The 18,749-nt window shown below is 67.7% G+C and carries 17 protein-coding genes; 9 read left to right on the top strand and 8 right to left on the bottom strand.

The window, feature by feature from the left end:
• Positions 1-18 precede the first annotated feature (18 nt).
• Positions 19-3,372 carry a TonB-dependent receptor gene (locus DX03_RS06515; RefSeq protein WP_219335245.1) on the bottom strand — a complete coding sequence of 1,118 codons (3,354 nt, stop codon included), beginning with the start codon at positions 3,370-3,372 and terminating at the stop codon, positions 19-21.
• Positions 3,373-4,234: 862 nt separating this feature from the next.
• On the opposite strand from DX03_RS06515, the gene DX03_RS06510 reads away from it, so the two are divergent.
• The 4 genes from DX03_RS06510 to dxs all read left to right on the top strand — a co-directional run bounded on the left by DX03_RS06510 (position 4,235) and on the right by dxs (position 9,595).
• Complete coding sequence (locus DX03_RS06510; RefSeq protein ID WP_038687337.1) at positions 4,235-4,723, top strand: LEA/WHy family protein; 489 nt, start codon at positions 4,235-4,237, stop codon at positions 4,721-4,723.
• A 46-nt stretch (positions 4,724-4,769) separates the two neighbouring features.
• Complete coding sequence (locus DX03_RS06505; RefSeq protein WP_038687335.1) at positions 4,770-6,563, top strand: acyl-CoA dehydrogenase C-terminal domain-containing protein; 1,794 nt, start codon at positions 4,770-4,772, stop codon at positions 6,561-6,563.
• Positions 6,564-6,912: 349 nt separating this feature from the next.
• Positions 6,913-7,572 (top strand): HNH endonuclease, encoded by a 660-nt coding sequence (locus tag DX03_RS06500; RefSeq protein WP_038687333.1) that lies wholly within the window; start codon positions 6,913-6,915, stop codon positions 7,570-7,572.
• Positions 7,573-7,684: 112 nt separating this feature from the next.
• Positions 7,685-9,595, top strand: coding sequence for a 1-deoxy-D-xylulose-5-phosphate synthase (gene dxs, locus DX03_RS06495; protein ID WP_038687331.1), 1,911 nt, complete (start codon positions 7,685-7,687; stop codon positions 9,593-9,595).
• A 228-nt stretch (positions 9,596-9,823) separates the two neighbouring features.
• Here the strand turns inward: dxs and DX03_RS06490 are convergent, their stop codons facing one another.
• From DX03_RS06490 to DX03_RS06480, 3 genes are all read right to left on the bottom strand, one after another.
• Entirely contained in the window at positions 9,824-10,027 is a 204-nt protein-coding gene (locus DX03_RS06490) for a hypothetical protein (RefSeq protein ID WP_038687329.1), read from the bottom strand.
• 168 nt (positions 10,028-10,195) lie between these two features.
• Positions 10,196-10,741 (bottom strand): DUF3011 domain-containing protein, encoded by a 546-nt coding sequence (locus tag DX03_RS06485; RefSeq protein WP_038687328.1) that lies wholly within the window; start codon positions 10,739-10,741, stop codon positions 10,196-10,198.
• 151 nt (positions 10,742-10,892) lie between these two features.
• Complete coding sequence (locus tag DX03_RS06480) at positions 10,893-11,984, bottom strand: FAD-dependent oxidoreductase (protein ID WP_038687326.1); 1,092 nt, start codon at positions 11,982-11,984, stop codon at positions 10,893-10,895.
• 80 nt (positions 11,985-12,064) lie between these two features.
• Between DX03_RS06480 and DX03_RS06475 the strand changes: the two genes are divergently transcribed.
• On the top strand, positions 12,065-12,508 hold the full coding sequence (locus DX03_RS06475) for a MarR family winged helix-turn-helix transcriptional regulator (RefSeq protein ID WP_038687324.1): 444 nt from the start codon (positions 12,065-12,067) through the stop codon (positions 12,506-12,508).
• Between the two features lie 23 nt (positions 12,509-12,531).
• On the opposite strand, the gene DX03_RS06470 is transcribed toward DX03_RS06475, so the two are convergent.
• The 4 genes from DX03_RS06470 to DX03_RS06455 all read right to left on the bottom strand — a co-directional run bounded on the left by DX03_RS06470 (position 12,532) and on the right by DX03_RS06455 (position 16,195).
• Positions 12,532-12,735 (bottom strand): hypothetical protein, encoded by a 204-nt coding sequence (locus DX03_RS06470; RefSeq protein WP_038687322.1) that lies wholly within the window; start codon positions 12,733-12,735, stop codon positions 12,532-12,534.
• Between the two features lie 267 nt (positions 12,736-13,002).
• Complete coding sequence (locus DX03_RS06465; protein ID WP_038687319.1) at positions 13,003-14,055, bottom strand: linear amide C-N hydrolase; 1,053 nt, start codon at positions 14,053-14,055, stop codon at positions 13,003-13,005.
• Between the two features lie 113 nt (positions 14,056-14,168).
• Entirely contained in the window at positions 14,169-15,524 is a 1,356-nt protein-coding gene (locus DX03_RS06460; RefSeq protein ID WP_038687318.1) for a sensor histidine kinase, read from the bottom strand.
• Positions 15,521-16,195 (bottom strand): response regulator transcription factor, encoded by a 675-nt coding sequence (locus tag DX03_RS06455; RefSeq protein ID WP_038687316.1) that lies wholly within the window; start codon positions 16,193-16,195, stop codon positions 15,521-15,523. Before DX03_RS06455 ends, DX03_RS06460 begins: the two co-directional genes overlap by 4 nt.
• A gap of 113 nt (positions 16,196-16,308) precedes the next feature.
• Here DX03_RS06455 and DX03_RS06450 point away from each other — a divergent pair, with 113 nt between their 5' ends.
• The 4 genes from DX03_RS06450 to DX03_RS06435 all read left to right on the top strand — a co-directional run bounded on the left by DX03_RS06450 (position 16,309) and on the right by DX03_RS06435 (position 18,703).
• Positions 16,309-17,151 (top strand): MipA/OmpV family protein, encoded by an 843-nt coding sequence (locus DX03_RS06450; protein ID WP_102100611.1) that lies wholly within the window; start codon positions 16,309-16,311, stop codon positions 17,149-17,151.
• Between the two features lie 2 nt (positions 17,152-17,153).
• Positions 17,154-17,387: an antitoxin Xre/MbcA/ParS toxin-binding domain-containing protein gene (locus DX03_RS06445; RefSeq protein WP_038687314.1), complete on the top strand. Its 234-nt coding sequence runs from the start codon at positions 17,154-17,156 to the stop codon at positions 17,385-17,387.
• 43 nt (positions 17,388-17,430) lie between these two features.
• The gene (locus DX03_RS06440) at positions 17,431-17,856 is read left to right on the top strand and encodes a hypothetical protein (RefSeq protein ID WP_185753472.1); all 426 of its coding nucleotides are present in this window, start codon (positions 17,431-17,433) and stop codon (positions 17,854-17,856) included.
• Positions 17,857-17,935: 79 nt separating this feature from the next.
• Positions 17,936-18,703, top strand: a complete 768-nt coding sequence (locus DX03_RS06435; RefSeq protein WP_038687310.1) for a transporter — start codon at positions 17,936-17,938, stop codon at positions 18,701-18,703.
• Positions 18,704-18,749: the final 46 nt, after the last annotated feature.

Raw genomic sequence — 18,749 nt, 5'->3', positions numbered from 1 at the left:
TAAGGAACTACCTGCGGATCAGAACGCCTTGGTCACGCTGGCATACCAGTAGCGCGGGTACGCCTGGTATATCGCCGAGGAGTAACCATAACTGTCATCGGAGACCGGCGGCCGCTTGTCGGCGATATTGTTGGCCCCCAGCTTGACCGATACCCCGTTGAACAGACCCTCGCGGTTGAAGTCGTACTTGACGTAGGCGTTGGCCAGCGTCTGCGACTTCACCGTCCATGGCGTGCCATCGGCCAGGGTCAGGCTGGTTTCGTGGTAGCTGCTGGCATAGCGCGCGCTCGCCCCGATGCTGAGGTTCTGGTAGCGCCAGGTGAGCGTGCCGCTCCACTTCCACTGCGGGTTGCCGCCGTCACCGATCAGGTCGCCGCCGCCGGTGATGGCGATCGACGGATCGACCAGGCCGGTGGCCTTGGCGTCTTCCAATGCCTGCAGCGCCGGCGAGCGGTCGCGGTAGAACTCGATCAGGCGGGTGCCGTTGATGCCCACGTCGAACCGGCCGATGCGGGTGTCCGGCGAGCTCCAGGCCACGCTGTAGTCCACGCCGCGCACGGTCTGCGGCTGCATGTTGACGTACTGGTCGGTGACATACAGCACCTTGCCGGCGGCATCCAGGCCGGTACCGGCGAAGCGCGCGATGTCATCGGCGGTGGGGGCGGCGCGGACCACGTTGGGATTGCTGCTGCCCTGCTGGCGCAGCAGATAGTCCAGGATCAGCCCGTTGCCCTCGCCGAACAGGCCGATGATGCCTTCCTGCTCGTACTTGTAGTAGTCCACCGCGAAGGTGAAACGACCGAAGTCTTCGGGGATGAACTGCGGCTGGAACACGATGCCGGCGCTGGTGTTGGTCGAGGTTTCCGGCTTGAGGTCCGGGTTGCCCGAGCGCCGCGCGGTGGTGGACGAACGGTAGGTGCTGCCACAGGCATTGATCGAGGCCAGCGCGCCGGAACGCACGTCGGCTTCGCACTGGATGTAGTCGGTGCGCGTGTTGGACCGGCTGACCACGGTGGCGTTGACCTGCTCCAGGTTCGGCGCACGGAAGCCCTTGGCCCACGACGCGCGCACGGTAAGCCCGTCGATCACGGTCCAGCCCAGGGCCAGCTTGGGCTTGGTGACGTTGCCGAAATCGCTGTAGTGCTCGGCACGCCCGGCCACCTGCAGGTCCAGTGCACGCACCAGCGGAATGGACATCTCACGCGACACCAGCGGCACCGAGAACTCGGCGAACAGGCCGGCCACGGTGCGCGACCCTTCGGTGTCCGGGGTCGGGCTCACCCCGTACATGTCGCTGGGGTAGCTGACGCCGGTGATGCTGTCGGTATAGGTAATGCTGCCGTCCACGCGCGCGTCGCGGTCGTCGCGCTGGGTTTCGCGGCGCACTTCCAGGCCGGTGGCCATGCCCACGTCACCGGCCCAGGTGCGGAACAGGTCCGGGCGCGAGGCCTTCAGGTCCCACAGGTACAGCTCGGTCTCGCTGGTGCGGGTGGCCTTGTAGAAGAACCGGTCCAGCTTGCCGTAGTCGTTGCAGCCGCCGCAGAACGGGTTGTAGGCGGCCGAAGTGGCATCGGTCAGCGCCTGCTGGAACAGGGTCATGCTGACCGCGTCCTGGGTATCGACCACCTTGGCCTTGGAATACAGCGCCGCGGTTTCCCAGTCGAAGCCGAAGTGGAAGCCGCGCAGGCCGCCCAGCGCGCGCACCTGGGTGTTCTTGACGTCGATCTGGGTGGGCCGCTCGAAGCGGTAGCTGCTGATGCTGACCGGAATGCCGCCGGCAGCCACGTTGAGGTTGGCCAGCCGGTTGGGGTTGGCGCTGCCGTCGGGCAGCGTGGTGGCGCCAAACGGGTTCCAGTAGTTGCTGGCGGCCACGGTCATCGGCAGTGCGGCAATGGTGTTGACGCCGGACTGCAGGCTGCGGGCCTTGGACTGATACCAGCCGGCTTCGCCGAAGGCAGTGATGCCATTTTCGAAGTCATGCTTGCCGGTCAGGAACAGGTTGACGCGGTGCACGTCGGGGGTGATCGACAGCGGGAACTGGGCCTGCTGGTTGTCCAACAGATTGCGGTCGGCACCGGCGGTGGCCTTGCTGCCGGACTGCACGCACAGGCCATCGGCCACGGTGGCGTTGCAGCCCTCGTTGGTGAGCGGCTGCACGTGGAACGCACCCGCGGCGGTGGTGAGGAAGGTGCTGCCCTGGCGCACGCGCGGGCCGATCGCGGTGAAGTTGCCCCACGGGCTGTTGCTGTTGCGGTTGTCGGTGCCGCTCAGCCCTTCGAACGCGGTGCCGACGAAGTCCGGCGCGCGGTCCGCGCTGCGGGTCCAGTCCTGGTCGAGCGAGTTCAGGCCGGTGGTGGCGTAGTAGTTGAAGGCCAGGGTGACGTTGCTGCGCAGGTCCTGCGAGTTCTTGCCGACCAGGCCGTTGATGCCGATGTCACGCAGGTTGGTGCCTTCGCCGATGCCACGCTGGACGCTGATGGTGCCGCCGTCGACATCGTCGCGCAGGACGTTGTTGACCACGCCGGCGACGGCGTCGGTGCCGTAGATGGCGGCCGCGCCGTCAAGCAGCACTTCGACCCGACGCAGGTTGGCGACCGGGACGGTGTTGGCGTTGTAGGTGAGCACGGGGACGAGGTTGCCGTCGGCCTGGCTGGTGGGATGCACGACGGTGCGGCGGCCGTTGATGAGCAGCAGGGTGTTGCCGACGCCGAGCCCGCGCAGGTTGACCGAGGCGATGTCGCCGCGCGCGTAGTTGGAGCTGTTGCCGCCGTTGGTGCCGCTGAAGGAGACGTCGCCCATCTGCGGGATGGCGCGGTAGAGCTCGTCGCCGGAGACCGCGCCGGTGGCTTCGATCTGTTCGGCCTGCAGGGTGGCCACGGGCAACAGGGCGGCGCTTTTGGCGCCCTTGATCTGGGTGCCGACGACGGTGACCGAGTCGAGCGTGACCGGGGCGCTGCGTGCGGCGTCGAGCGGCGCGGGCTCGGGGGCGACGGTAGTGGCCGAGGATTGGGCGGCGAGCAGTGCGGTGCCGCCCAGCGAGGCGAGCAGCGGGCGATCGGCGCGCAGTGTAATGGTACGGCCATCATCGGAGGCGACACTGAGCCCGGTGCCGGCGAGCAGTTGTGCCAGGGCTTGCCGGGCGTCCATCTGGCCCTTGAGGGCGGAGACGGCGATGCCGCCTTCGCCTGCGGCGGGGCTGATGATCTGGATGCCGGCCTGGCGCGCAAACTCGGGCAATGCTTCTTCGATACGCCCCCCGGCGATATCAAAACTGGCCTGCTGGGCCAGGGCGGGCGTGACCATGCCCAGCACCGACACCATCAGGCCTCCGCGGATGGCGCGGGCCAACGGCTGCAACTTGTACGAACGCATGGATACTTCCCCGTGAAAGTGAACATGAGCGGCGATGTTTCGTACCCCCCTGAACAATCCAGATGCACCGGCGTGCGTGTTCCGCCACTGCGCCCGGTGATTGGCCGCGCTTTTGTTCCGGTCTGACTTTACGGGGTTGGGGGTGGGTTTGTTTTTTTGAAGCTTTTAAGAGCTCTTTAGAGCCAGAGCCAGGGCCAGAGCCAGAGCCGGAGCCGGAGCGAGAGCTGGAGCTTTGGTGTGCGTGTTGCGCTGGCTGGGCCGGGGCGTGTGGGTGTGCGGGACACGCTGCAAGTAGGTCCATGTAAGCTCCGCCACCGCATCCATGCGGTGGAGGGTCCCGCACACCCACACGCCCCGACCCCCGATAGTGAACAGGTGCGCAGGGGAAAAGCGTTGGCCTTTTTGAGGCTGTGTGCTGACGGTGGGAGGGGCCGAGGGAGGGGCCGAGGTGGAAGGTGGAAGGTGGAAGGCGGGATCTGGGATCTGGGTTGGAGTCTGGGTTGGGGTTGGGGTTGGCGTAGGTGCCGAGCAACGCTCGGCACTACCCCCCCCCTCCCCGACCCACTGCTCTTGCTCTCACCTACGCGCCGACCATGGCTGGAGGGGTGGGCGTGGGTGGGTTGGCGGGACCGTAGAGCGCCATGGATGGCGCGAACGAGCCTACAGGGACGTACTTGCGGCGTGTCCCGCCAACCCACCCACGCCCGCCCTCCCCACCAAGCCGACGCTCTGGCTCCGGCTCTGGCTTCAGCTTCGAAACAAAAACCCCCTACCCTGCACCCACCAAAACCCAAAGCCAGCACAACCACCATACGCCGTAGTATGCTTTGGCCCACGCGGCACCTGCTCGAGGATTGCGCCCATGTACCACCGCTTCCGTACCGCCCTGCTTGTCGCCCTTGTCGCCGGCAGCACCCTGGCCCTTGCCGCCTGCAACAGTGGCGTGGTCAAGCGCGTCTCGCCCCCCGGTGCCAGCGTCCAGCAGCTCACCGTGCGCGCCGACGGCGGGTGGGATGTTGCCCTGCGCCTGCAGAATTTCAGCTCCATGCCCATGGTCTTCAATGACCTCAGCCTGGCGCTCAAGGTCGGCGATGAAGACGCTGGCACCCTCACTGCCAAACCGGCCGTGTCCATCGGCGGCGTCTCCGCCGAAGTCATCACCCTCCAGCTCCAGCCTGCCTCCGGCGCCCGCCTGGTCGTCGCCGACGCCCTTGCCGGCAACCGCACCCTCGCCTATTCGCTCAAGGGCACGGTCAGCGCCACCCCGCAGGAAAAGAAACTGCGCAGCTTCGATGTCGACAGCCGCAGCACCCTCAACCAGGCCCCCGGCCTGCCCGGCGTGCTGCGCTGACCCGCGCACCGCCCGCCCCCCCTTTGCACCTGATCGAGACCTGACGATGAGCAGCTACACCGCACCGCTTTCCGATATCCGTTTCGCCCTGCATGACGTGCTCAAGGTCGAACCCCTGTTCGCCCGCCTCGGCTTCACCGACGCCACCACCGACGTGGTGGACGCCGTGCTCGAGGAAGCCGGCCGCTTCAGCACCACCGTGCTGGCGCCGCTCAACAGCGTGGGTGACGAAATCGGCTGCGTGCTCGACCAGGCCACCGGCGAGGTCACCACCCCGCCCGGCTTCAAGCAGGCCTACGCGCAGTTCGTCGACGGCGGCTGGACCGGCCTCACCGCCGCACCGGAACTGGGTGGCCAGGGCCTGCCGCACACCCTCGGCGTGCCGCTCAACGAAATGATCAACGCCGCCAACCTGGCCTGGGGCAACTTCCCGCTGCTCTCGCACGGGGCCATCGAAGCGCTCAAGCAGCACGGCGAAGCGTGGCAGCAGGAGGCCTTCCTGAAGCCGCTGATCGAAGGCCGCTGGACCGGCACCATGTGCCTGACCGAACCGCATTGCGGCACCGACCTGGGCCTGCTCAAGACCAAGGCCGAACCCAATGCCGATGGCAGCTACGCCATCACCGGCACCAAGATTTTCATCACCGCCGGCGAGCACGACCTCACCGACAACATCGTGCACCTGGTGCTGGCCAAGCTGCCCGACGCCCCGGCCGGTGCCAAGGGCATCTCGCTGTTTGTCACCCCCAAGTTCAAGGTGGACCGCGAGGGCAAGGTCGGCGAGCGCAACGCGCTGCGCTGCGGCTCGATCGAACACAAGATGGGCATCAAGGGCTCGGTCACCTGCGTGATGAACTTCGACGGCGCCGAAGGCTATCTGGTCGGCCAGCCGCACAAGGGCCTGCAGGCAATGTTCACCATGATGAACACCGCGCGCCTGGGCGTTGGCCTGCAGGGCATCGGCCTGTCCGAGCGTGCGTACCAGAACGCACTGAAGTACGCCCGCGAGCGCCTGCAGTCGCGCTCGTTGAGCGGCCCCAAGAATCCCGAGAAGCCGGCCGACCCGATCCTGGTCCACCCGGACGTGCGCCGCATGCTGCTGACCATCAAGTCGCTGGTCGAAGGCAGCCGCCTGCTGGCCCTGCACGCGGCCACCCTGGTCGACGTGGCCCACCATGCCGACGATGCCGGCGAGCGCGAGCGCGCCGACACCCTGGTGAGCTTCCTGACCCCGATTTCGAAGGCCTGCCAGACCGAATGGGGCATCGAGAACACCTACAACGCCCTGCAGTGCTTCGGTGGCCACGGCTACATCCGCGAGCACGGCATGGAACAGCTGGCCCGCGATGCGCGCATCACCACGCTGTATGAAGGCACCACCGGCATCCAGGCGCTGGACCTGATCGGGCGCAAGACCGCCTCCAGCCAGGGCGCCGGGCTGAAGCTGATGCTGGCCGAGATCGAGGCGTTCGCCAAGGCCAATGAAGGCAACGAAGCGCTCGCCGAGTTCATCGCCCCGCTGCGCGCCAAGGCCGACGAATGGGGCACGCTCACGATGGCCACCCTGCAGCGCGCGGCCGGCAATCCCGAGGAACTGGGCGCGGCCAGCTTCGACTACCTGTTCTATTCGGGCTACGTGGTGCTGGCCTACTGGTGGGCGCGCAGCGTTGCCGCCGCCGACGCCTCCGCGCAGAGCGAGGCGTTCAAGCAGGCCAAGCGCGAAACCGCCCGCTTCTACTTCGCCCGCGTGCTGCCGCGCACCCTCAGCCATGCCGCCGCCATCCAGAGCGGCGCGGCGCCGCTGATGACGATGGCGGATGCGCATTTCGGGGAAGGTTGATCGTTGACCGGCCCACCGACCAACGGTCGGTGGCGACCGGGGATGTGGATCAATCGAGTGTGGATGGTGCCCGGGGGATCGGCATGCACTGGCCGCAGATGAAAGGCCTGCCCGCGTAGGTGCCGACCGTTGGTCGGCACATCGGCGGCCACGGCGACGCCACGCCCGGAAGCCAACCGACCAACGGTCGGTTGCTACCCGGAACGAACCTGAGCCAACCGACCAGCGGTCGGTTGCTACCCGGAACGAACGAGGGCCAACCGACCAGCGGTCGGTTGCTACCCGGAACGAACCTTTGGTTCGTTCCTATACACAAAACGTCAACATTCCGGTATAAGCTGTTTTCCCGATGGAGACAGACACTACACGCCTAGGTCTGATCGATACCGGAGCCTCGTCCGCCCCGGTCGACGAAGTGTCGCCCATCGCCACCCTGCACCGGCCCGGCAGCGTCCGCCTGCTCTCGCTGGATGCGCACGGGCGGGTCCTGGACTGGATCAACTGGCAGGATGCGGCCTGCCTGTATGCGCGTGATGCCGTCGCCTGGACTCTCGGTGACCCCTGCCTGCACATCCATGGCGGCACCAGCCGGTTGACCGGTATCCAGAGCGGCATGGACCTGCACCCGATCATCGCCGCACGCGGCCACGCCCGTTCGCGCGCGCTGGATCCCACCCCGAACCTGTCCAACCAGGCGCTGTTCGCCCGCGACGCGCACCTGTGCCTGTACTGCGGCCAGCAGTTCAACCGCCCCCAATTGACCCGCGACCATGTCATGCCGATCTCCAAGGGCGGCCTGGACGTGTGGGAAAACGTGGTCAGCGCCTGTTTCCACTGCAACTCGCGCAAGAGCGACCGCACCCCGCAGCAGGCCGGCATGCCGCTGCTGGCCGTGCCGTACCGGCCCAGCTGGATCGAACACATGATCCTGTCCAACCGCAACATCCTGGCCGACCAGATGGCCTTCCTGAAGGCGCAGCTGCCCAAACGCTCCAAACTGGCGGCCTGACCTGCGACCAACTGACGCAGGCCCCGTCACCGTTTGCTCACTCCGAAGGCGGTTTGCTTGCCCCACCCCGGTTTGGGGGGGAAAATAGGCGCTCAGAAGAAGCGCGATAAACATGATCGATTCCGCCCGCTATCCCCGCCTGTCGCGCATCCAGTCACCGGATGACCTGCGCAGGTTCGATGAATCCGAACTGCCCGCCATCGCCGACGAACTGCGTGCCTACCTGATCGAATCGGTCGGCAAGAGCGGCGGCCATTTCGGCGCCGGGCTGGGCGTGATCGAATTGACCGTGGCCCTGCACTACCTGTACCAGACCCCGGTGGACCAGCTGGTCTGGGACGTGGGGCATCAGACCTACCCGCACAAGATCCTCACCGGTCGCCGCGACGCGATCCACACGGTCAAGCAGAAGGACGGCGTGGCGCCGTTCCCCAAGCGCGAAGAGAGCGAGTTCGACACCTTCGGCGTGGGCCACTCCTCGACCTCGATCTCGGCCGCGCTCGGCATGGCCATCGCGCGCCAGCTGGAAGGCGACGATCGCAAGGTGGTCGCGGTGATCGGCGACGGCGCGATGACCGCCGGCATGGCCTACGAGGCGCTCAACCATGCCGGTGGCATGGACAGCGAACCGAACCTGCTGGTGATCCTCAACGACAACAACATGTCGATCTCCGAGGCCGTTGGCGGGCTGACCAAGATGCTCGGCCGTGCCACCGGCAGCCGCACGCTCAACGCGCTGCGCGAAGGCGGCAAGAAGATCCTGGGCGACAAGAAGAACAACCCCACCGCGCGCTTCGTCAAGCGCTGGGAAGAACACTGGAAGGGCATGTTCGTGCCGTCCACGTTCTTCGAGGAAATGGGCTTCCATTACACCGGCCCCATCGATGGCCACGACCTGCCGGCACTGGTAGCCACGTTGAAGACGCTCAAGGGCCTCAAGGGCCTGAAGCTGCTCCACGTGATGACCACCAAGGGCAAGGGCTACGAGCGTGCCGAGGGCGACCAGATCGGCTATCACGCCGTCGGGCCGTTCGATCCGGACAAGGGCCTGGTGTCCAAGGGCGCCGCCAAGAAGCCGACCTACACCGATGTGTTCAGCGACTGGCTGTGCGACGCCGCCGCGGCCGACCCCAAGCTGGTGGGCATCACCCCGGCCATGCGCGAAGGCTCGGGCCTGGTCCGTTTCAGCAAGGAATACCCGGAGCGCTACTTCGACGTGGCCATCGCCGAACAGCACGCGGTGACACTGGCCGCAGGCATGGCCACGCAGGGCGCCAAGCCGGTGGTGGCGATCTACTCCACGTTCCTGCAGCGCGCGTACGACCAGCTGGTGCACGACGTGGCCGTGCAGGAGCTGGACGTGCTGTTTGCGATCGACCGTGCCGGCGTCGTGGGCCCCGATGGCGCCACCCATGCCGGCAACCTGGACCTGAGCTTCCTGCGCTGCGTGCCGCACATGGTGGTGATGGCGCCTGCCGACGAAGCCGAATGCCGGCAGATGCTGAGCACCGGCCTGGCGTTCGACGGCCCGGCTGCGGTGCGCTACCCGCGCGGCAGTGGCACCGGCGTGGACGCTGGCACCGATCTGTCCACGCTGGAGATCGGCAAGGCCGACCTGCGCGTACAGGGCAGCCGCGTGGCCCTGCTGGCGTTCGGCAGCACCGTGCCGGCCGCCGAAGCGGTGGGCCGTGCGCTGGGCTTGAGCGTGGTCAACATGCGCTTCATCAAGCCCCTCGACCGCGCCCTGCTGCTGGAGCTGGCACGTACCCACGACGGCTTCGTCACCATTGAAGACAACGTGGTGGCCGGTGGCGCCGGCTCGGGCGTGGCCGAACTGTTCAATGCCGAAGACGTGCTCAAGTCGATCCTGCACCTGGGCCTGCCGGACAGCTTCCAGCATCACGCCAGCCGCGAAGACCTGCTGGCCGAAGCCGGCATCGATGCCGCCGGTATCCGGGCGGCGGTGCTCAAGCGCTGGCCGCAGCTGGCCAGCGATGGGCATCCGCTCAGCGCCGCGGGTTGAGGTTGCGGCCTCGTAGAGCCGGGCTCTGCCCGGCTGGGTGGTGACTGACGTCACGGGATGGTTTTACGCGCAAAGCAGCCGACCAACGGTCGGCTCTACCGGCCATGTCACGGGATGGTTTTACGCGCAAAGCAGCCGACCAACGGTCGGCTCTACCGGTCATGTCACGGGATGGTTTTACGCGCAAAGCAGCCGACCAACGGTCGGCTCTACCGTGCCCCGCCGGCGTCAGCCGTAGCGCACGGCCTCCACGTACGCCCCGCTGGCTTCCACCCGTACCGAACTGCGTCGGCCGGTCTCGGCGTGATGCAGGCGCGCCAGCGCATCGGCGAAATCAAACGCCTTGGCGCTGTCGTGGAAACGGAACGATTCCAGCTTGTCCGGGTGCAGCACGCGCCACAGGCGGTGCTCCAGTTGCAGGCGGATCAACATGCGGTGCTCTCTCCATGAGTCGGCATATCGGGCAGGACGCGCCGCACGACCGTGCGGCGGAACCTGGGGTCGGACGAAGCCGGGGCTTCCCGCCCCGGACAGTAACCAATCGGAACTGTGATCTGTATCAGATTTTTCTGATTCACCAGCCCAATGATTGCTGCGACCTCAATTCACCTGGAATTCGCCACGGCAACCGCCGTTGACCCACACCCCGTTGCGGTCCCAGCCCCAGGTGCGGCCTTCCACGCACGCCGTGCGCGAGGTCTGGCGGACCAGCCGCGCATCGCGCCGGATGCTGACGTTGCAGCGCTGCAGCCGGTGGTCGTTGGAGTCGCAGGTGACCACTTGGCCACGCCCGCCCCAGCCGCCGCCGTGGTTACCGCCTTGGTTGCCGCCCCAGCCACCGCCGTGGCCACGCCCGCCCTCGGCGATGAATTCGGCGCGGCAGCCCTGGGTCACCCACACGCCATTGCGGGCCTGGCCCCAGGTCTCGCCTTCCACGCAGGGCGAACCGGAAATCTGGCGGACCAGGCGTGCACGCCCCTGCAACGGGCACTGCTGGGTGCGGCCCTTGATCGATTCGCAGCGCACCGGACCGCTGTTGTAGCCATCGTCGCGATAGCGATCGTAGTTCTGTGCCTGGGCGGTGGCGCCCAGCGCCAGCATCGCGGGCAGCAGCGCCCACAACCACGCCTGCTTTCCGTGCTTCATCCCATTGCTCCTCATGCCTGCCTCGAAACTGTGTGTGGTGGTGGCGCACAGGATGTGGCAAACCCAACACGCGCGACATAGGCCGGAAGTCCCTGATTTCATGCCCTATTTAGGTACCCGACGGCTGGCTGACCAGACCGCGCCAACGCGGTCACATTGCGTCGAACATCTGCAGCACGCGTTCGGCCGAGTCCATCGCCAGCATCTGGTGTGCGTCGGCAGCGGACACCGCCGCGCGCGCGAACATTACCTGCTCATGTGCGTTTACCGCGGCCGGCCAGTCGACGGCACAGAGCGCGTCGGCCAGATCGGCGGCATCGCGCAAGGCCAGGTTGGCGCCCTCGCCGGCCGGCGGCATCAGGTGCGCCGCGTCGCCGATCAGGGTGACAGCGTCACAGTGCGCCCAACGATGCTCCACCGGCAGTGTATGAATCGGCCACGGCCGCACGGTGTCCTGCGCGTCGGCGATCAACCGGCGCAGATCCGGGTGCCAGCCCTGGAAATGCTGCAGCAGGCTGGCGCGGGTGTGCAGGGGCGCCGCTTCGCCGTCGCCAAGCTGCTGCGGCAGCGACGCGTACACGCGCACGTGGGCATGCGCATTGCGCTGGGCGAACACGGTGCCGCCACTGCCCTTGGCGATCAGCGTGCCGCGCCCAACCAGTGCTGCCAGTGCCGGGTGCGCGTTGTCCACGTCCGGCAGTGACAGCTCGTACAGGGTGATGCCGGCGTGCTGCGGGCGCACGTCGGTCAACAGCGGGCGCACCTTCGACCAGGCGCCATCGGCGCCCACCACCAGGTCGGCGCGCGCCACCGCACCGTTGGCGAACTGCAGCTCGACACTGCCTGCATTCCGCCTGGCCTGCGTCAGCACATGCCCCCAGCGCACGCAGCCCTCGGCCAGCGGCGCCAGCAACAGCGCGCGCAGCTGGCCGCGATCGATCTCCGGGCGGTCGCCGCCCACGCCGTCGTCGGCCAGCAGCAGCCGGCCCTGTGCATCGAACAGGCGCATGCCCTGGTCTTCGTAGCGCGCCAGCTGCTGGAAGGACGCAAACAACCCGGCACTGCGCAGCGCGGCCTGCCCGGTCGCCGCGTGCAGGTCGAGCATGCCGCCCTGGGCGCGGGCGTCGGGCGAGGCGTCGGCTTCATACACCTGCACGGCACGGCCGGCCTGTTGCAGCCGGCACGCCAGCAGCAACCCGGCGGGGCCGCCACCGACGATGGCAATACGGGGGGAACGGGACATGCGGCGCCTCCAGCGGCTTTAACATAGGACCCTATGATTAGTATCATAGGCGCCTATGTCAATGCCCCGCAGGTGACCGCATGTCCCGTCCCGCACATGATCCCAGCAACGTCCCATCGTTCCTGATCAAGCAGGTGGCACGCGAACTCAGCCGCGTCGCCGAAACCCAGCTGCGTCCGCTGGGGCTGGGCATGGCCAGCCTGCCGGTGCTCGAGGCGGTGCGCCAGGGCAAGGCGACCACCCAGGCCGAGCTGGCCCGCCTGCTGCGGGTGGAGCAGCCCTCGATGGCGCAGACCCTGGCGCGGCTGGAGCGCGACCAGTTGATCCGACGGTCGCCGGATCCCCATCACCCGCGCGCCCAGCGCATCGAACTCACGGCGCTGGCGCTGCAGCGGTTGCCGCAGGCCCGCGAGATCCTCAACGAGGGCAATACACGCATGCTGGCCGACTTCAGCGTGGATGAAACCATGCGGCTGACCAGCTTCCTGCAGCGGCTCAGCGCCAACCTCGACCGCACCGGCTGAGCGCCTGCGGTACACGCGCGGTTTCAGCCGTAGCGCACCGCGTCGACGAAGGCATCCATTGCCACGACCCGTACCGCGCAGGCCTGCCCTGTCTCGGCGTGGCGTGCGCGCGCCAGGGTGTCGGCGAAGTCGAAGGCCACCGCACCGTCATCGAAGCTGACCGGGTCCGGGCGGGTCGGGTGAATCACGTGCCAGCGGTGGTCCTGGCATTGCACCTTGATCATCATGCTGATCGCTCCTGCGGGGGCATCCATGCGGAGTGGCGATACGGTGCGCCGCATGGGGGCGCTGGCCGCGTGGGGACAGTCAAGCGAGGCATCCCTCCCTCGATCAGCACGATACGGCCCCAGGCCCGTGCCGGGATATCGGATTAGTCTGATTTTGGGCAGTCACCGACCGTGCGCTGCGCACTCCCCTGATGGCAGGGTCGGCCAACGCCGTCTGCCCGCGGGGTGCGGCGGCAGACGATCAGCCTACCCGGCCCGCGCGCCGTATCAGTCGCCGGTGCCCAGGAACGCGAATGGCGCCGACGGCTGGAACTGCCCCAGGGCATCGCCGGCAAATACGTTGCGCTGGTCGCGGCCGAGGTCAAGCTTCAGCACCTGCGCACCCGGGGCGAAATCGACCTTGGTGAGGTCCACCCAGAACGTGTTGGGGGTCAGTGCCGACTCGAAGAAATACAACCGGCGCTTGTGGTCGGCCACGGTGCGCCACCGCGTGGAGGAAATATTGGGCTGGTCCGGAGTGGTGATGCCGTAGGGCACCGACACGTTGCGGATCACGCTGAACACACTGGCCAGCGCCACCACCGGATCTTCGCTCTTGGGAATGGCGTTGATGTAGAACGACGCCCGCGCGAAACGGTCGGCCGAGCGGTTGGTACCGGGCAGCATCACGGTGCCGCCGATCTGCTGCCAATAGGTGTTGAGCGCCAGCTGCTGGTCGAACACCGGCGAATTGGTCATGACCTGGTAGGCGCGGTCATGGTGGATCACCTGCTTGCCGCCGATGTATTCCACGATCGCGCTGTCGCCACTGGCATCGGACAATGCCAGGTGCAGGGTAGCCTGCCGCGATTCGCCCGGCAGGTTGTCGGTGACCAGCGCATAGGGCTCGCGCTCCAGCGCGGCCACCGCTTCGGCCACCGTGGCAAAGTTGTCGAGCATGTACTGTGCCCACAGCGAGATCGCCAGGCCGGGTTTGCGCCCGCGCTGTGCCGGGTACTCCGATTCCACCAGCCACAGCAGGTTGGCCGACAGCCCCGCTTCGTTGAGCCCATCGGTGGTGGAGATGTCGAACCCACTGGCCACCACGCTGCCGTACTTGGCCTTCCAATGGATCGAATCCCTGCCGGCCTGGCCGTTGCGCGCGATGCCACGCGGCAACACCCACAGGTTGGTGGCGATGTCGCTCTGCCAATCCATCGAACGGGCGGTGATGACGTCCTGGTTCTCGCCCAGATAGACCACCCGGGTGCAGGCGCTGGCCGGGGCCACCGCACCGCCGACCGCCGTCGCAAGCAACACCGCGTACGCAAACGCCTTCATGGCATCTCTCCCTGCAGGATGTTGGGCAACCACGCCACTTGCATGCCGACGCGGAATGGCCCGATCACACCGGACCCTGGGTGATGGAAGGGTGAACCGTCCGGCCGCGCCGATCAGCCCGGCACGATACCCGGCCGATCCACCGCCAGTGCCACCACGAACCGCGCCCCGCCGCCGGCGGCGCTTTCCGCGGCAATGCTGCCGCCATGGCGCAGCATGATTTCGCGCGCCAGGTACAAGCCAAGCCCGCTGCCACTGCCGCTGGGGCGCAGCCGGTGGAAGGGCTCGAAGATCGCCTGGCGCTCCTGCTCCGGCACGCCGGAGCCTTCATCGCTTACCGCCAGCACGCCATCGGGCTGCAACGCCACGGCAATCAAGCCGTGGTCGCCGCCGTGGGCGATCGCGTTCTGCAACAGGCTGGCCACCACCCGGTGCAGCGCATCCGGATCGCCACGCACCCAGACCGGCGCATCGGGCGCATCCACGGCGAAGGTGTAACCGGCATCGAGCACCAGCGGCGCCACGTCGCCGGCCACCTCGCGGGTCAGCGCGGCCAGGTCCACGCGCTGCGACTGGCTGCGGTGATGGTCCAGCCGCTGCAGGTCGAGCAGCTGCTCGGCGATGTTGCTCAGCCGGCCCAGGTCACGCTGCAGGCGCGAACGCGCCGGGCCGGACGGCAGGTCGGCGATGCGCGTGGCCAGAATCGCGATCGGCATGCGCAGTTCGTGTGCCGCGCCCACCAGGAAGCGGTCCTGCGCATCGTAGCTTTCGCCGATGCGGCGCACCGCCGCGTTGAACGCATCCACCAGCGGGAAGATCTCGGCGGGCACCGCGTGCGTGTCCAGGCCACCGCCGCGTTCGTTGATCTGGATCGCGGCGGCCTGCGCGGCCACCCGGTTCACCCCGCGCAGCGAGCGGTGGATTGCCCACGGTGCCACCACCAGGGTGATCACGATCAACGGCACGGTGATCCAGCCACCGAGGTAGCCAATCACCACCAGCATCTGCCGCCACAGGCCACGGTGCGGCATGCCGCCGATCATCACGTGCACGCGTCCCTCCGGCGTGTCGTTCACCCAGATGCGCATGGCCAGTTCGGCCGCACGCGTGCGGGTGCGTACGTCGGTCGGCTCCAGGTAGCGCAGCTGGGCCACCAGCGGGCGGTACATCTCCGGCACCGTGCCGTGGGTGACCTGGCGGCCGTCTTCATCGGTGGCCGCGAACCAGAACGTGGACGGGCGATCCTGCGCGGCCTGGTCCAGCGCGCGCCAGTCCACGTGCAGTGCATCGTCCCGCACATGGATCGACTTGGCGATCGACTCGCTCGTCTTCCAGTCGATGTAACCGGCGCCGCTGTCGCCATACATCAGCACCATGCCAATCAGGCCCATCGCCACCATGGTCACCTGGATCAGGATGATCTTCCAGGCCAGGCTGAAAGACAGCGAGCCGGGTTTGAGGAATTTCATGCGACGTCCTTCAACAGATAGCCGATGCCGCGCATCACGTGGATCTCCACCCGCGCATCGGCCTCGGCCAATGCCTTGCGCAGCTTGGACACGTGCGCGTCCAGGGCGTTGGACTGGATCGCATCGTCGAAGCCGTATACCGCCTCCAGCAACGCCGCGCGCGCCACGGTACGGCCCTGGCGCACCGCCAAGGCTTCCAGCACCAGCAACTGCCGGCGCGGCAGCGCCAGCAGTACACCGTCGACGCTGGCTTCGCGCGCGACGAAATCAAACTGCAGCCGCCCCAGCAGCAGCACCGGCAAGGCGATCTGCGAGGGCCGCCGCGAGATCGCGCGGATGCGTGCCAGCAGTTCTTCCACCGCGAACGGCTTGGTCAGGTAATCGTCGGCGCCGACGTCCAGGCCGAGCACCCGATCGGCCACCGAATCGCGCGCGGTGAGCATGATCACCGGCAGGTTGGGCACCAGGCTGCGCGCCACCAGCACGAAATTGGCCCCGTCGCCGTCGGGCAGCTGCCGATCCAGCAGCAGGATCTGGTGCACGCCGGCTTTGAGCGCCTCGCCTGCCTGGGCCATGTTGACCACCACGTCCACCACCATGCCATGCCGGCCCAGGCTGGCCTGGATGGCATTGGCCAGTTCCGGATCATCTTCGAGCAGCAGGATGCGCATGGGTGGGGACACAGGGGACGACGGCTGCCGATGGTACCGCGCGGCCCGGCGCAACGTTCCGACAATGTAGGCGCGGCACCATGGCCGCTTGGCATTCCCAGTGTGGCAGGTACATGCGCGAGCGTTGCAAGGCAGATTCCCCCCCGGCAGGCACCTGCGGCCTGGTTGGCAATGAACGTACCCGGCAGTCGCTGTGCCCGGGCATCGCCGCCGTCGTGCTGGCGACCGCGGCATGGCTGGTGGCCGGCAGCGCATTCGCGCAGGCACCGGGCGCCAAGCCGCGCAGCAGCCTGGGCGTGGCGGTGGTGGCCCTGAAGTCGCCCTATACCGGCTACAAGACCGACACCGTGGGCGCGCCGATCATCAGCTACGAAGGCAGAAAGTTCCACTTCCGCGGCGGCAGCTTCGGCTACAAGCTGCTGGACAGCGACAGCACCGAAGTGTCCCTGATGGCCTCGCCGTACATGATGCGTTTCAAGCGCAAGGACAGCCACGACCCGCAGCTGCGCCAGCTGTCCAACCGCGGCTTCTCGGCGATGGCCGGGGTGGCGGTGCGGCATACCGCGCCGTGGGGCCTGCTGCAGGGCAACGTGCAGGCCGAAGTGAGCGGCCACGGTGGCGGCGTCGCCGCCGATGCCAAGTACGCCTACCCGCTGCCCATGGGCCGGGTGACGCTGGTGCCCGGCGTGGGCCTGAACTACGCCGGCAAGGGGCTCAACGATTACTACTTCGGGGTCAGCGAGGACGAAGCGCGCCGCAGTGGCCTGGCGCGCTACCGCGCCGGCAGCGGGGTGTCGCCCTACGCCGACCTGACCGCGGTGATGCCGCTTGGCCCGCACTGGACGGCCACCGCATCGCTGCGCCGCACGCGGCTGTCCGATGCGGTCAAGGACAGCCCGATGACCACCGGCGACCACATGGACTCGGCCGCACTTTCGCTCAGCTACGGATTCTGATCATGCGCCAGGGAATCGTCCGTCGTGTTGCCGATGTGGCCCTGCGTATCGAACCGGACCGCGGCGCGGTGCTGGAGTGGATCCTGCATACGCCGCTGCCCTCGCTCGGCGGGCAGACCCCCTTCGAACTGGCCTGCGATGGCCAGGGCGAACGGGTGATCGCGCTGTTGAACGCCCTGCTGCTGCAACCCGGCGCGGCCGCACCGCGCCTGCCGCAGGCACGGGCACCGCACTGAGCCGGGCCCTCCCCGCCTTTCCGACCCCGCTCCCGGAGCCCGCATGAGCCGTCCCTTTCCGATGATGAGCGCCCACGACGGCGGGCAAGACCCGCTGCTGGCCCAGGCCCTGGTCGATTTCGACCGTGCCGTGCAGGGCCTGATCGCCGACGACCCGGTCGCACATGGGCGCTTCTCGCGCGCGTATGTCACCGCGATCTTCCGTGCCTGCCTGGCCCCCAGCGACCCAGGTCCCGGCGCACCGCGCGGCCGCCCCGACCCGGAAATCGCGCAGGCGCTCAAGCGCTGGATACAGGACCAGCTGCAACAACATCCCGGCGAAGGCAGCGACCACCGGCTGACCGCCGCGCGGCGCGCAGCACACGGTTTCTGGCTGCAGTCGCTGGCCAATCCGGTCGATGCAGACGGCCGCCCCCGCGCCGACCGCCTGCTGGAAGGTCTACTGGCACTGACCCGCACCGACGGCTGATCGCTACTCAGGGGCTGCCTCCTCACAGGCGCTTGCGGCACACTTTGCCGATGCTGCGCCGCAGCCCGGAGATTGCACGATGCGCCTGCCTGTTGCCCTTGTCCTGTTGTTGATCGCCTCCCCTGCCCTGGCCCAGGACGACGATGAAACGCCGTCGTTCGATCGCCCCGGTATCGGCTTCTCGCCGAGCACCCTGCCGCGCGGCAACGTCGCACTGGAATGGGGCCTGCCCAGCCTGGAACGCGATCGCGATGACGACGGTACCCGGTCCACCCAGTACAGCAGCGACCTCAACCTGCGCATCGGCCTGGCCGAGCATGTGGAACTGCAGGCCTTCAGCACGCCGTTCAACCACCTGCAGCTCAAGCCGCGCGATGGGTCGGCGAGCAGCAGCAACGGCGGCGGCGACAGCGGCCTTGCCATCAAGATCGCCTTGCCCACCGGCTCGGACAAGCATGCCTGGGCGCTGCTGGCCAGCACCACCTTCGCCACCGGTGCGCGCGATTTCAGCGAAGGCGGCACCCAGTACGCGCTCGGTGCCAGCTACGAATACAGCTTCAACGATCGCTGGAGCGGCGCGCTGTATGCCAACGCCACCCGCGGCGCTGGCGCGGATGCATTCACCTGGTCACCGAGCGTCAGCGTGGCGCTGACCGACACCGTGAGCAGCTACCTGGAAGCCGGCTTCACCCACACCCAGGGCGAAGCGTCCACCGCCATCGCCGGGGCCGGCGTCACCTGGATGGTGGCCCGCACCGTACAGCTGGATGCCTCGTTCGACGTCGGCCTGGACAACAACAGCCCGGACCTGCAGGCCGGCCTGGGCGTGTCGTTCTTCTTCCGGTAACACGTAGAGCCCGCGCCAATGCCACCTGCTCGCTCACTCCACAGTG

The organism is Stenotrophomonas rhizophila (assembly GCF_000661955.1).
Lineage (GTDB): Bacteria > Pseudomonadota > Gammaproteobacteria > Xanthomonadales > Xanthomonadaceae > Stenotrophomonas > Stenotrophomonas rhizophila.
The sequence above is the reverse complement of the archived record's forward strand: the minus strand, read 5'-3'. Positions and strand labels throughout refer to the sequence as shown.

Coding starts and splice junctions, on each gene's coding strand:
- DX03_RS06490 (WP_038687329.1), bottom strand. CDS start 10,027: ATGTTGATCCGCCTGCAACTGGAGCACCGCCTGTGGCGCGTGCTGCAC.
- DX03_RS06470 (WP_038687322.1), bottom strand. CDS start 12,735: ATGATGATCAAGGTGCAATGCCAGGACCACCGCTGGCACGTGATTCAC.
- DX03_RS06465 (WP_038687319.1), bottom strand. CDS start 14,055: ATGAAGGCGTTTGCGTACGCGGTGTTGCTTGCGACGGCGGTCGGCGGT.
- DX03_RS06450 (WP_102100611.1), top strand. CDS start 16,309: ATGCGCGAGCGTTGCAAGGCAGATTCCCCCCCGGCAGGCACCTGCGGC.
- DX03_RS06455 (WP_038687316.1), bottom strand. CDS start 16,195: ATGCGCATCCTGCTGCTCGAAGATGATCCGGAACTGGCCAATGCCATC.
- dxs (WP_038687331.1), top strand. CDS start 7,685: ATGATCGATTCCGCCCGCTATCCCCGCCTGTCGCGCATCCAGTCACCG.
- DX03_RS06500 (WP_038687333.1), top strand. CDS start 6,913: ATGGAGACAGACACTACACGCCTAGGTCTGATCGATACCGGAGCCTCG.
- DX03_RS06445 (WP_038687314.1), top strand. CDS start 17,154: ATGCGCCAGGGAATCGTCCGTCGTGTTGCCGATGTGGCCCTGCGTATC.
- DX03_RS06505 (WP_038687335.1), top strand. CDS start 4,770: ATGAGCAGCTACACCGCACCGCTTTCCGATATCCGTTTCGCCCTGCAT.
- DX03_RS06435 (WP_038687310.1), top strand. CDS start 17,936: ATGCGCCTGCCTGTTGCCCTTGTCCTGTTGTTGATCGCCTCCCCTGCC.
- DX03_RS06440 (WP_185753472.1), top strand. CDS start 17,431: ATGAGCCGTCCCTTTCCGATGATGAGCGCCCACGACGGCGGGCAAGAC.
- DX03_RS06485 (WP_038687328.1), bottom strand. CDS start 10,741: ATGAAGCACGGAAAGCAGGCGTGGTTGTGGGCGCTGCTGCCCGCGATG.
- DX03_RS06480 (WP_038687326.1), bottom strand. CDS start 11,984: ATGTCCCGTTCCCCCCGTATTGCCATCGTCGGTGGCGGCCCCGCCGGG.
- DX03_RS06460 (WP_038687318.1), bottom strand. CDS start 15,524: ATGAAATTCCTCAAACCCGGCTCGCTGTCTTTCAGCCTGGCCTGGAAG.
- DX03_RS06510 (WP_038687337.1), top strand. CDS start 4,235: ATGTACCACCGCTTCCGTACCGCCCTGCTTGTCGCCCTTGTCGCCGGC.
- DX03_RS06475 (WP_038687324.1), top strand. CDS start 12,065: ATGTCCCGTCCCGCACATGATCCCAGCAACGTCCCATCGTTCCTGATC.
- DX03_RS06515 (WP_219335245.1), bottom strand. CDS start 3,372: ATGCGTTCGTACAAGTTGCAGCCGTTGGCCCGCGCCATCCGCGGAGGC.